Source organism: Cupriavidus sp. USMAA2-4, assembly GCF_001854305.1.
GTDB lineage: Bacteria > Pseudomonadota > Gammaproteobacteria > Burkholderiales > Burkholderiaceae > Cupriavidus > Cupriavidus malaysiensis.
The window spans coordinates 2844865-2857712 of the sequence record NZ_CP017748.1; the positions used below are offsets into that span (position 1 = coordinate 2844865).

General features: G+C 67.3%; 11 protein-coding genes. 8 read left to right on the forward strand and 3 right to left on the reverse strand.

The window, feature by feature from the left end:
• The first annotated feature begins 194 nt into the window (after positions 1-194).
• From BKK79_RS12525 to msrQ, 5 genes are all read left to right on the forward strand, one after another.
• Positions 195-2384, forward strand: coding sequence for a cytochrome c biogenesis protein ResB (locus tag BKK79_RS12525; protein WP_071037803.1), 2190 nt, complete (start codon positions 195-197; stop codon positions 2382-2384).
• A gap of 152 nt (positions 2385-2536) precedes the next feature.
• On the forward strand, positions 2537-3703 hold the full coding sequence (gene ccsB, locus BKK79_RS12530; RefSeq protein ID WP_198173330.1) for a c-type cytochrome biogenesis protein CcsB: 1167 nt from the start codon (positions 2537-2539) through the stop codon (positions 3701-3703).
• A gap of 182 nt (positions 3704-3885) precedes the next feature.
• Entirely contained in the window at positions 3886-4314 is a 429-nt protein-coding gene (locus tag BKK79_RS12535; protein WP_071010090.1) for a COG4315 family predicted lipoprotein, read from the forward strand.
• A 196-nt stretch (positions 4315-4510) separates the two neighbouring features.
• Positions 4511-5521 (forward strand): protein-methionine-sulfoxide reductase catalytic subunit MsrP, encoded by a 1011-nt coding sequence (msrP, locus tag BKK79_RS12540; RefSeq protein WP_071010088.1) that lies wholly within the window; start codon positions 4511-4513, stop codon positions 5519-5521.
• A complete protein-coding gene (gene msrQ / locus BKK79_RS12545; RefSeq protein ID WP_071037805.1) occupies positions 5521-6204 on the forward strand; it encodes a protein-methionine-sulfoxide reductase heme-binding subunit MsrQ in 684 nt (227 codons plus the stop codon). Before msrP ends, msrQ begins: the two co-directional genes overlap by 1 nt.
• A gap of 57 nt (positions 6205-6261) precedes the next feature.
• Here the strand turns inward: msrQ and lysA are convergent, their stop codons facing one another.
• Both lysA and lptM read right to left on the reverse strand, forming a co-directional pair.
• Positions 6262-7521 (reverse strand): diaminopimelate decarboxylase, encoded by a 1260-nt coding sequence (gene lysA, locus BKK79_RS12550; RefSeq protein ID WP_071010085.1) that lies wholly within the window; start codon positions 7519-7521, stop codon positions 6262-6264.
• A 2-nt stretch (positions 7522-7523) separates the two neighbouring features.
• On the reverse strand, positions 7524-7745 hold the full coding sequence (gene lptM / locus BKK79_RS42125; protein WP_071015862.1) for an LPS translocon maturation chaperone LptM: 222 nt from the start codon (positions 7743-7745) through the stop codon (positions 7524-7526).
• A gap of 136 nt (positions 7746-7881) precedes the next feature.
• Here lptM and cyaY point away from each other — a divergent pair, with 136 nt between their 5' ends.
• Positions 7882-8217, forward strand: coding sequence for an iron donor protein CyaY (cyaY, locus tag BKK79_RS12560; RefSeq protein ID WP_071010083.1), 336 nt, complete (start codon positions 7882-7884; stop codon positions 8215-8217).
• 118 nt (positions 8218-8335) lie between these two features.
• Here the strand turns inward: cyaY and BKK79_RS12565 are convergent, their stop codons facing one another.
• Positions 8336-10720 carry a penicillin-binding protein 1A gene (locus tag BKK79_RS12565; protein ID WP_071037806.1) on the reverse strand — a complete coding sequence of 795 codons (2385 nt, stop codon included), beginning with the start codon at positions 10718-10720 and terminating at the stop codon, positions 8336-8338.
• 380 nt (positions 10721-11100) lie between these two features.
• Here BKK79_RS12565 and pilM point away from each other — a divergent pair, with 380 nt between their 5' ends.
• Positions 11101-12171 carry a type IV pilus assembly protein PilM gene (gene pilM / locus BKK79_RS12570; RefSeq protein WP_198173277.1) on the forward strand — a complete coding sequence of 357 codons (1071 nt, stop codon included), beginning with the start codon at positions 11101-11103 and terminating at the stop codon, positions 12169-12171.
• Positions 12172-12187: 16 nt separating this feature from the next.
• On the forward strand, positions 12188-12847 hold the full coding sequence (locus BKK79_RS12575) for a PilN domain-containing protein (RefSeq protein ID WP_071037808.1): 660 nt from the start codon (positions 12188-12190) through the stop codon (positions 12845-12847).
• The last annotated feature ends 1 nt before the right edge of the window (position 12848 follow it).

The following is a 12848-nucleotide window of genomic DNA, read 5'->3' on the forward strand; positions in this document are numbered from 1 at the left end:
CGCCGGAGCGGCCCGAGGCCCTGCGGCAAGCTGACGCAGGAACGGGGCGCGGCCCGGCGCGCGGAGTATCATCGAACAGGGTGGGCTGCTCGCCGAGCAGGTCCGCCCTTTTTCTTGCCAACCTATGCTCCAAGCATCCGGCCACCCGTCTGGCCACAAGTTTGGCCACAACCGGCTGTAGGGCCTGACCGCACATGTCGACCGCTTCCACTTCGGGACTGCACCTGAAGACACCCCACCGCCTGCTGCGCGACGCGGTCGAGCTGCTGTCCTCGATGCGCTTCGCCATCACGCTGCTGACGGTGATCGCCATCGCCAGCGTGATCGGCACCGTGCTCAAGCAGAACGAGCCCTACCCGAACTACGTCAACCAGTTCGGGCCGTTCTGGGCCGACCTGTTCCATGCGCTGTCGCTGCAGAAGGTCTACAGCTCCTGGTGGTTCCTGTTGATCCTGGCCTTCCTGGTCATCTCGACCTCGCTGTGCATCGCGCGCAACGCCCCCAAGATGGTGGCCGACATGCGTTCGTGGAAGGACCATGTGCGCGAGCGCAGCCTGCGTGCCTTCCACCACCGCGGCGAATTCGATACCGGGCGCGGGCGTGCCGATGCTGCCGCTCACCTGCAGGCACTGCTGCACAACCGTGGCTACCGCATCCGGCCGGTGGCCCACGAGGGTGCCACGCTGCTGGCGGCCAAGGCCGGTGCTGCCAACAAGCTGGGCTACATCCTCGCTCACAGCGCCATCGTGGTGATCTGCCTGGGCGGGCTGATCGACGGCGACATGCTGATCCGCGCACAGATGTGGTTCGGCGGCAAGACGCCGATCTCGGGCAATGCCGTGATCAGCGAGATTCCGCCGCAGCATCGCCTGTCGGCCAGCAACCCGGGCTTCCGCGGCAATGCCTTCGTGCCCGAGGGGGCCACCGTTTCCACCGCCATTCTCAACGTGGCCGACGGCGCCCTGGTGCAGGACCTGCCGTTCACGCTCACGCTGAAGAAATTCACCATCGAGCACTATTCCACCGGCATGCCCAAGCTGTTCGCCTCGGACGTGGTGGTGACCGACCGCGCCACCGGCAAGCGCACCGAGGCCACGATCAAGGTCAACGAGCCGCTGGTGGTGGATGGCGTGGCCATCTACCAGTCGAGCTTCGAGGATGGCGGCTCGCACCTGAAGTTCGTCGGCTATCCGATGCAGGGCTCGTCCGACAAGACATTCGCCTTCACCGGCAGCGTCGGCGGCAATGCCCCGCTGGCCGGCACCGGTACCGCGGCGGACCAGGATGGCCTGACGGTGGAGTTCAGCGATTTCCGGCTAATGAACATCGAGAACGTCACCGATGCCTCGGGCAAGCCCGACGCGCGCGGTGTGGCGCGCCAGTCGCTCAATGCCAAACTGGAATCCCATCTCGGCGCGGCGGCGAATCCCGAGCGCGCCAAGGAACTGCGCAACGTCGGTCCGTCGGTGCAGTACAAGCTGCGCGATCGCAATGGCCAGGCGCGTGAGTTCAACAACTACATGGTGCCGGTACAGCTCGACGGGCAGACGGTCTTCCTGGCCGGCGTGCGCGACTCCCCCAACGAGCCCTTCCGCTACCTGCGCATTCCTGCCGACGACCAGGGCAGCGTGGCCGACTGGATGCGCCTGCGCGCCGCACTGCAGGACCGTGGCATGCGCGGCGAGGCAGCGCGCCGTTTTGCGCAGGCGTCGATGCCCGGCGAGGACAAGGCCACGCTGCGCACGCAACTTGCCGAAAGCGCCCTGCGCGCGCTCGACCTGTTTGCAGGCGCCGGCCGTCCGGCGCCGGACGCGCCGCCGGGCGGCTTTGCCGCGGTGGCCGCCTTCCTGGAAAAGACCGTGCCGCAGGCCGAGCAGCAGAAGGCGGCCGACGTGCTGCTCAAGATCCTGAACGGTTCCATGTGGGAGCTGTGGCAGATATCGCGCGAGCACGACAAGCTACCGGTGGTGCCCAACAGCGTGCAGAGCGGCGCCTTCCTGCAGCAGGCGGTCAATGCGCTGTCCGACAGCGTCTTCTACCAGGCGCCGGTCTTCCTGCAGCTCGAAGACTTCCAGCAGGTCCAGGCCAGCGTGTTCCAGCTGACCCGTGCGCCGGGCAAGAACATCGTGTATCTTGGCTGTCTGCTGCTGGTGCTGGGCGTGTTCGCCATGCTCTATATCCGCGAGCGGCGCGTCTGGATCTGGATCAAGGACCGCGCCGAGGGGGCGGGCAGCCACGTGCTGATGGCCATGTCGACCCAGCGCCGCACGCTGGACTTCGAGAAGGAGTTCACGGCCTTGCGCGACGATGTGCGCCGCGCCGCAGGCGCGCCGGCCGAGGAGGCCGGGGCCGCGGTGGCGGCAGAAGACCGGCCGGCTCACTAGGCCGGCCAGGCAAGGTCCGCGAGGGCAGCCCGCGCCAGGCGGGCGGGGCGGCGCGCCGCACGCGCCGGAGAAAACAGCGGCGCCGGTCCGGCCGGCGCGCGATGATGCAGGCAGGAGATATGTCGTCCAATGTGAACCAGGCCAGCGCCGGCATGGGCGCCGCGCGGCCCGGCGCCGCCGCCGAACCGGCGCCTTACCTCGAACCGTCTTTCCTGCGCCGCCTCGGCTGGCTCGACTGGGTCTTCGCCCTGCTGCTCGCCGTCGGCGCGGGCGTGGCGCTGACCCGCTACGGCAACTGGATGAACGGCTATGACAAGGCCGTGCTGATCGCCTCGGTGCCGACCTTCGCGCTGCTCGGCTGGCACTGGAAACCGGTGCGCCTGCTGATGGTGGTATTGGCCGTGCTGGCGCTGTCCGCCCTGCAGCTTTACCAGGGGCAGCTTGCGCGCGCCGAGCAGGCCTTCTTCCTGAAGTATTTCCTCTCGAGCCAATCGGCCATCCTGTGGATGAGCGCGCTGGTCTTCCTTTCTACGCTGTTCTACTGGGGCGGCCTGCTGGCGCGCAGCGCCACCGGCTACAGCATCGGCCACAAGCTGTGCTGGGCGGCAGTCGCGCTGGGCTTCACCGGCTTGCTGGTGCGCTGGTACGAGTCCTACCTGATCGGCACCGACATCGGGCATATCCCCATCTCGAACCTGTATGAAGTGTTCGTGCTGTTCACGCTGATCACATCGCTGTTCTACCTGTACTACGAGGGCCGCTACGCCACGCGCGCGCTGGGTCCCTTCGTGATGCTGGTGGTGTCGGCCGCGGTCGGCTTCCTGCTGTGGTACACGGTGAGCCGCAATGCGCAGGAGATCCAGCCCCTGGTGCCGGCGCTGCAGAGCTGGTGGATGAAGATCCACGTGCCGGCGAACTTTATCGGCTACGGCACCTTCGCGCTGGCCGCGATGGTAGCAGTGGCCTACCTGCTCAAGCAGAAAGGCATCCTGGCCGAGCGCCTGCCGGCGCTGGAGGTGCTGGACGATGTCATGTACAAGGCGATCGCGATCGGTTTCGCCTTCTTCACCATCGCCACCATCCTGGGAGCGTTGTGGGCCGCCGAGGCCTGGGGCGGGTATTGGAGCTGGGACCCCAAGGAGACCTGGGCGCTGATCGTCTGGCTGAACTACGCAGCCTGGTTGCACATGCGCCTGATGAAGGGCTTGCGCGGCACCATGGCGGCCTGGTGGGCACTGGTCGGCCTGTTGGTCACGACCTTTGCCTTCCTGGGGGTGAACATGTTCCTGTCCGGCCTGCACAGCTACGGCGAGCTGTAGTCCCGTACCACGGCCGCACCGTTGTGATGTGACGGATTTGACGCATCGCAAGGAACCTGCCCCCTGGGCAGGTTTTTTTTCGCGCCGAGGATGAAAAGCGCCGTATTCGGTGTTTACTGAGAGGACGGCGCCGGCTGGCGGCGCCTTTTTTTGCTTTTTTCTTTTGACTGGAGACTGACATCATGGCCCGTTTCTGTCGTACCGCTCCCTTCGCGCGCGCCGGCGCCCTGGCCCTGGCCTGCTCGGCTGTCCTGCTGGCGGCCTGTTCCAGCATGGGAATGGGAAGCTCCAGCGGCAATATGCCGCCCACGGTCAAGGTGACGAATGGTGCGCTGAGTGATCCCCAGGGCCTGACCCTCTATGTGTTCGACCGTGACAATGTCGGGGCTGGCGTCAGCGCCTGCAACGGCGCCTGCGCAAAGAACTGGCCGCCGCTGCTGGCCCAGCCCGGCACGTCGCCGAGCGGTGACTTCACCATCATCACGCGCGAGGATGGCAGCAAGCAGTGGGCCTACCGCGGCCGTCCGCTTTACCGCTTCGCCAAGGATGCCAGCCCGGGGGACCGCGCCGGCGACAACTTCAACAACGTCTGGCACGTCGCCACGCCCTGACGCATCGGGCCCGAGCGGCCCGCGCCGGCGTGACGGAGCCGGCGCGGCCGCCATGCCCTGGGGAGATGGGTGGCTTGGTGGCGGCACGGCAAGAAAACTGTCAGGTTCGGGGCGTACCGTCCGACCAAGGCTGGTGTCCGATGCCCGATGCGGCGCGATGGTGTGTCCCCGGGCTGGCCCGTACAAAGGAAAGACCATGCTGATTCCTCCTCCGCGATGGCTGCGCGGCACCGATGTGCCCGCCTCCGAGATCACGCCGCGCTCGCTGTTCGAGTCGCGCCGGCGACTGCTGGCGCTGGCGGCCGGCGGCGGAGCGATCGGCGCACTCGGCCCCTGGGCCGCGCGCCACGCGCGTGCCCAGGTGCCGGCCGGCCACGGCCCGCGGCTGGCGGCTGTGCTGAACCGCAGCTATGTGGTGGCAGACCGGCAGACATCCTATGAGGACATCACCACCTACAACAATTTCTATGAATTCGGCACGGACAAGTCCGATCCGGCCCGCTTCGCCGACACGCTGCGCCCGCGCCCCTGGCAGGTCGTGGTGGAAGGCCTGGTCAACAAGCCCAAGGTGTTCGACCTGGATGAGCTGCTGAAGCTGGCGCCGCTGGAGGAGCGCATCTGCCGGATGCGCTGCGTCGAGGGCTGGTCGATGGTGATCCCCTGGATCGGTTACTCCCTGGCGAACCTGGTGCGCCGCGTCGAGCCGCAGGGCAGCGCCAAGTACGTGCAGTTCCTCACGCTGGCCGACAAGAAGCAGATGCCCGGACTGGCCAGCCCGGTGCTGGACTGGCCCTATAGCGAGGGTTTGCGCATGGACGAAGCCATGCACCCGCTCGCACTGCTGGCCTTCGGCCTGTACGGCGAAGTGCTGCCCAGGCAGAACGGCGCGCCGGTGCGCATGGTGTTGCCATGGAAGTACGGCTTCAAGGGGGCCAAGTCCATCGTGCGCATCCGCTTCGTCGAGCGGCAGCCGCCGACCAGCTGGAACCAGGCGGCGCCGCAGGAGTACGGCTTCTTCTCGAATGTCAATCCGGAGGTCGACCATCCGCGCTGGAGCCAGGCCACCGAGCGCCGCATTGGCGAGGATAAGGGCGGCGGTGGCTTTGCCGCGCTGTTCGCGCCCAAGCGCAAGACGCTGATGTTCAACGGCTACGCCGAGCAGGTGGCCTCGCTCTACCAGGGCATGGACCTGAGGAAGTACTTCTGATGGCTGCCCCGGACCTGCCTGCAGGCCAGGGGCCGGCCACGGCCGCCGGGCGCTGGAGCCTGGCCGCGCCGACCCCCGCGGCCCTGCGTGCGATCAAGCTGGCGGCATGGCTGCTGGCCCTGCTGCCGTTCGTACGCCTGCTCTACCTGGGGGCGACCGACCGCTTCGGCGCCAACCCCCTGGAATTCGTCACGCGCTCAACCGGTACCTGGACCCTGGTGATGCTGTGCGCGACGCTGGCGGTGACGCCGCTGCGGCGGCTGCTGGGCTGGAACTGGCTGGTGCGGCTGCGCCGCATGCTGGGCCTGTTCGCCTTCTTCTATGGCTTGCAGCACTTCCTGCTGTGGGTCGGCGTGGACCGCGGCTTCGACTTCGCCTACATGCTGAAGGACGTGGCCAAGCGGCCGTTCATCACGGTGGGATTCGCTGCCTTCATGCTGATGGTGCCATTGGCCGCGACCTCCACCAACGCGATGGTACGGTGCCTTGGCGGCAGGGCCTGGCAGCGCCTGCACCGGGCCGTCTATGCGATCGCGGTGCTGGCCATCCTGCACTACTGGTGGCACAAATCAGGCAAGCACGATTTCGCCGTGGTGTCGGTCTATGCCACGGTGGTGTTCGTGCTGCTGGGACTGCGGCTGTGGTGGCGCAGACCGCGGGCGCAGGAGGTGCGCCACGCATAAGGGGCGGCGCGGAGCGGGGTGCAGGGGGAGCGGGACGCCGCTCCCCCCGTGGAGGCGTCAGCCCTGCAGCAGTCGCTCGCCGCGGTACAGGTCCTCGACGCGTTCGCGCTCGCGCACCAGGTGCACGGTGTCGCCGTCGACCATGACTTCGGCGGCACGCGTGCGCGTGTTGTAGTTCGAACTCATGACGAAGCCGTAGGCGCCAGCCGACATGATGGCCAGCAGGTCGCCCGGTTGAACTGCCAGGGCGCGGTCGCGGCCGAGCCAGTCGCCAGACTCGCAGACCGGGCCGACCACGTCGTAGGTCACGGCCTGCGCGGCGCGCGGCGCGACCGCTTCGATGGCGTGGTAGGCCTCGTACATGGCCGGGCGCGCCAGATCGTTCATCGCGGCATCAACGATGCAGAAGTTCTTGGTGGCACCCGGCTTCAGGTACTCGACGCGCGCGAGCAGCAGGCCGGCATTGCCCACCAGGGAGCGGCCCGGCTCGAACAGCACTTCACGGTGGCCGTGGCCGCGCGCGGCCACGTGCGACAGCAGCGTCGAGGCGAAGGCCGTGATGTCCGGCGGCGTTTCGTCGGCGTAGGTGATGCCTAGGCCGCCGCCGACATCGATGTGCTCCAGGTCGATGCCTTCCTGCGCCAGTGCCTCCACCACGTCCAGCACCTTGTCCAGTGCCTCCAGGTAGGGCGCCACTTCGGTGATCTGCGAGCCGATATGGCAGTCGATGCCCACCACCTCAAGGTGGGGCAGGGCCGCCGCGGCGCGGTAGGTCGGCAGCACGTCCTCGAAGGCGATGCCGAACTTGTTGCCCTTCAGGCCGGTGGAAATGTAGGGGTGCGTCCTGGCGTCGACGTCCGGGTTGATGCGCAGCGACACGCGCGCGCGCTTGCCCAGCCGGCCGGCCACGGCGTTCAGCCGGTCCAGTTCGGGAATGGATTCGACGTTGAACGACAGCACCTCGTGCGAGAGCGCCAGTTCCATCTCCGCCGCGCTCTTGCCCACGCCGGAGAACACCACCTTGCGCGGATCGCCGCCGGCGGCCAGCACCCGCATCAGCTCGCCGCCCGAGACGATATCGAAGCCCGCGCCCAGGGCGGCGAAGACCTGCAGCACGGCCAGGTTGGAGTTGGCCTTCATCGCGTACTGCACGCGCGCATGGCGGCCGGCGCAGGCGGCGGCGTAGGCCTCGTAGGCGGCGGTCAGCGCGGCGCGCGAGTAGACGTAGGTCGGCGTACCGAACTCGGCGGCGATGCGCGACAGCGGCACTTGCTCGACGGCAAGCTCGCCGTCGCGACGTTGGAAGAAGGCGTTCATGGTCACTTGGAGGCGGGGGCGCTCGCGGCCGGCGCCGCGGCTGCGGGGGCGCCTGGCGCGTAGACGGCGTCGGGACGGCCCAGTCCCGGATCGGGTGCGGCGGGCGCGGTCGGCTCGGGCGGGCGCTTGGGCATCACCAGCGGGCCGCGCACGCCGCATCCCGACAGCAGGGACATCGCAAGGCTGGCGGCAAACGCCGATACAATCGCTACACGACGCAACATCGGGTCGTCCTTGAAGAAGCGTCCCGGCCGGGACGGGCCGGGACCATCGGAATTGCATTCAAATACAGCGCCGGCCGCGCCCGCGCCTGCATGATGCGGGCGCAGGAAGAGCGGCCGGCGGACCTTGGAGTTTAGCATGCCCCCCTTGAGCGAGAGCGAGTTCCTGGCCCTGGCAGAACAGGAGCTGGACCGTCTGGAACGCGCCGTGGAAGACGCGGCGGATGCCGCCGGCGCCGACATCGAGATCAACCGCAGCGGCAACGTGATGGAGCTGGAATTCGAAGACGGCTCCAAGATCATCGTCAACAGCCAGGCGCCGATGCAGGAGCTGTGGGTGGCGGCACGCGCGGGCGGCTTCCACTTCCGCCGCGACGGCGGGCGCTGGGTCGACACGCGCGGCGGCGGCGAATTGTTCGAGGCGCTGTCGCGCTACCTGAGCCAGCAGGCAGGGGTGGTGCTGACCCTGGCCTGAGGCTGATCCTGGCCCGAGGCGTGCGGGCGCGCGCCTGCGCTGCCATGCCCATGAAAAAGCCGGCCACAGGGCCGGCTTTTTCATGGGCGGGAGGCGGCTGCCAGTTGTCTCAAGCGTTTCAAGCGCCGCCGAACATCTCCAGGACGCGCTTCTTCTCCGCTTCGGCATCGGCCGGCGGCTGCGGCTGCGAGGCGCCGCTGTCGGCCTTGCCGGGCCACGGGTCGCCCAGGCCCACCGAGGCTACGCCGGCACCACCGGCATTTTCCTCGAAGGTCCAGTCTCCGCCGGCCATCACCACCCCCTCCGGCGGCTGGCGCTCGGGGATTTCCGGCACGCCCTTGAGGGCATGGCTCATGTAGCCGACCCAGATCGGCAGTGCCAGGCCGCCGCCGGTCTCGCGCACGCCCAGGCTCTTGGGCTGGTCATAGCCCATCCAGGCGATCGCCACCAGGCCCGGCGTATAGCCGGCGAACCAGGCATCGACCGCATCGTTGGTGGTACCGGTCTTGCCGGCCAGGTCGTTGCGGCCAAGGCGCTGCTTGGCGAGGTTGGCCGTGCCCATGCGCACCACATCGCGCAGCATGCTGTCGGCGATGAAGGCTGTGCGGGCATCGAGCACGCGCACGGCATCCTGGCCGGCGCGCGCGGGCCTGGTCTCCGACAGCACGTTGCCGCGCGCGTCGACGACCTTCTGGATCAGGAAGGGATTGACGCGGTAGCCGCCGTTGGCGAATACCGAATAGGCTGCCGCCATCTGCAGCGGGGTCACGCTGCCCGAGCCCAGCGCCATCGGCAGGTAGGCGGGATGCTTGTCGGCGTCGAAGCCGAAGCGCGTGATGTAGTCCTGGGCGTATTGCGTGCCGATCGCGCGCAGGATGCGCACCGAGACCAGATTCTTCGACTTGGCCAGCGCGCGGCGCATGGTCATCGGGCCTTCGAACTTGCCGTCGTAGTTCTTCGGCTCCCAGACCTGGCCGCCGGTGTCGGGGCCGATGGTCAGCGGCGCGTCGTTGATCACGGTGGCAGGGGAGAAGCCTTTCTCCAGCGCAGCCGAGTAGATGAAAGGCTTGAAGCTGGAACCGGGCTGGCGCCACGCCTGCGTCACGTGGTTGAACTTGTTGCGGTTGAAGTCGAAGCCGCCCACCATCGAGCGGATCTGGCCATCGTTGGGGTCGATCGAGATGAAGGCCGCCGACACCTCGGGCAGCTGCGTGACCGACCAGGCGCCCTTGGCATCCTGCGTCACGCGGATGATGGCGCCCGGGCGCATCTTCATTTTCGGCTGGGCGCTGGCCGACAGCGAGGGGGCGATGAATCGCAGCGCCGCACCTTCGATGGTGGCGACCTCGCCCGACAGCAGCGTGGCCGTGACCTGGCGCGGCGTCACGCTGGTGACCACGGCCGAGCGCAGGTCGTCGCTGCCGGGGTGTTCCAGCAGCGCGTCGTCGATGGCCTGCTCGCGGTCGTCGGCATTGCCCGGCAGGTCGATGAAGGCCTCCGGCCCGCGGTAGCCGTGCTTGCGCTCGTAATTCATGATGCCGTCGCGCACGGATTCATAGGCGGCGTCCTGATCGGGCTTGCGCAGCGTGGTGTAGACGGTCAGGCCGCGCGTATAGGTCTCTTCGCGGTACTGGGCGTACATCAGCTGGCGCACCATCTCGGCCACGTACTCGGCATGGGTCGAGAATTCGTTGCCTTCGCTGCGTACCTTCACCTCCTCGTGCAGCGCCTGCTCATATTGCTCCGGCGTGATGTAGCGCAGGTCGCGCATGCGCTGCAGGATGTACTCCTGGCGCACCTTGGCGCGCTTCGGGTTGACCACCGGGTTGTAGGCCGAGGGCGCCTTGGGCAGGCCCGCCAGCATGGCCGCTTCGGCGATGCTGAGGTCCTGGATCGACTTGCCGAAATACACGCGCGCCGCGCTGGCGAAGCCGTAGGCGCGCTGTCCCAGGTAGATCTGGTTCATGTACAGCTCGAGGATCTGGTCCTTGCTCAGGTTCGCCTCGATCTTGTACGACAGTAGCATCTCGTAGATCTTGCGCGTATAGGTCTTCTCGCTCGACAGGAAGAAGTTGCGCGCCACCTGCATGGTGATGGTCGAGGCGCCCTGCGACAAGCCGCCGCGCAGGTTGGCCAGGCCCGCACGCAGCACGCCGACGAAGTCGACGCCGCCGTGCTCATAGAAGCGGTCGTCCTCGATCGCCAGCACTGCCTTCTTCATGATGTCCGGGATCTGCGTGATCGGCACGAAATTGCGGCGCTCTTCGCCGAACTCGCCGATCAGCACGTTGTCCGCGGTGTAGACGCGCAGCGGGATCTTGGGACGGTAGTCCGTGATGGTGTCGAGCGAAGGCAGGTTCGGGGCTGCCACCAGCAGGGCATAACCGAGCAGCAGCGCAACGGCGACGGCACCGGCCAGCAGCAGGCCGAATCCCCACATCAGCGCGCGCTGCCAGAGGGGGCGGCGGGCGGGGGCGGGCGTCGTCGGTTGTGGGGTGACCATGGGGAATTTGCCTAGTCTGAGGTGCCCGGATTATATCGCCCGTGTCCCTGCGCTCCGCTTCGCCGGTGACGGAAGCGCCGCAGCAGTGCTGTTACAAGATGTAATGCCTTGGAAACCTGTCTGAAACCGCGTGGAAGTCGGCAAAGTGCCTTCGCGGCGCATGCGGGAGAGGGGCGTCGGATTTTGGCAACGCTTTGGCAGGGGCGGAAACAAATTAAATGCGTGTCCAGACCGGCACATTGCCAGCGCTCCGCCTTTTTGTGAGAATCCTCGAACAGAAAACGGGAAACGTTTCATCCAAGAAACAGGATTCGTCCAATTAGAGCAGACATGCCAGGGGCGAGTTCAAATGTCAGGGGGTCACCTTGCGACGGGGCATCTTGTCGGGGCTTCTGCGCCGGACTACGGTCGGCGTGGATATTGGTTCGTCCAGCGTCAAGGTAGTGGAGCTGTCGGTCGGCGGCAGCAAGCAGGACTACCGGCTGGAGAAATGCGCCAGCGAACTGCTGGACCGCAATGCCGTTGCCGATGGCAACGTGGTCGATATCGCAGCGGTCGGCGCCGCGCTCAAGCGTGCGCTGGGCAAGGCCGGCATCCGCACCAAGGATGTGGTGCTGGGCGTGCCGTCCATGCTGACCGAGTCGCAGACCGTCAGCCTGCCCGACAACCTGACGGACGACGAACTCTATCTGCAGGTGGAATCCGAGGCGCACCGCCTCTATCCGCCATCGCAACCCGTCAACTTCGATTTTGCCGTGATCGGTCCCAACGAGACCGAGGGCGGCATCGGCGTGCGCGTGACGGCGGCCAACAGCGACCGTGTGCAGGAACGCGTCACCGCCGCCGAGATGGCCGGACTGAAACCGCAGGTGATGGACATCGAGGAGTACGCCGTGCAGCGCTCCGTGGTCCACATGCTCGGCGTGCCGGAAGCGCTCTCCGAAGCCGATGCGCGCATGCTGCCGGTGGTGGCGGTGGTGCACCTGGGCGGCAGCCGTTCCAAGGCCATCTTCTACCAGGGCTGGCAGGAGTTGTACGAGCAGGCGCTGGGCAGCTATGGTGACCAGCTCACGCAGAGCGTGGCCCGCATGTTCTCGCTCGACGCGCTCAAGGCCGAGGTCAAGAAGCGCAAGAACACCTTGCCGGAAGCCTGGCGCACCCAGTTGCTGAAGCCTTCGCTGCATATGCTGGCCGAGGAAGTGGACGGCGCGGTGCGCAACTTCATCAGCGGCTCCGGCGTGGCCCGGGTCGACGAGATCCTGCTGTCCGGCGGCCACGCCTCGCTGCTGGGCGTGCAGGCGGCGATCGAGCAGCAGACCCACATCACCACCACGCTCGCTAATCCTTTCGCCAATATGGCGACCGCCGGCAAGGTCAACGAACGCTACCTGCAGCGCGACCTGCCGGCCTACATCGTCGGCGCCGGGCTGGCGCTGCGCGGATTGCAATAGCCCGACGGGAGACATCATGCCGATCCATTCGATCCCGTCGGTCAACCTGCTGCCCTACCACGAAGCACGCAAGGCCGCCCGGCGCAGGAAGGTCTACACGATGCTGGCGGCTGCCGCTGGCGGTGGCCTGCTGGTGGTGCTGCTGGGCGGCTTCTACATCGACAGCCGCGTCAGTGCCGAGGAAGGACTGAACCAGATGCTGCGCCAGGAGAACGCGCGCATGGATGGCCAGATCCGCGAAGTCGATGCGCTGAAGAAGGACATCGATTCCCTGCTGCAACGGCAGCAGGCGGTGGAGAGCCTGCAGACCGAACGCAACCGCCCCGTGCAACTGCTGGAGGAACTGGTGCGCCAGGTGCCGGAAGGCGTCTACCTGACCAGCCTCAAGCAGACCGGCGACAGCTTCACCATGTCCGGCGTGGCCCAGTCGAACGAGCGCGTTTCCGAACTGCTGCGCAACATCGGCCAGGTGGCCTGGCTCGACAAGGCCGAACTGGTCGAGTCCAAGGCGGTGACCATGACCAACAACCTGCGCGAGCAACGCCGCTTGTTCGACTTCTCGATGCGCTTTGCCTATCGGGCGCCCGAGGCGGCCGACGCCGGCAAGGCAAGACGCGGGGCCGGCGGTGCTGCCGCCTCCATGCCCACGGTGCCTGCCGCGGCGAACAAGGGCTGAT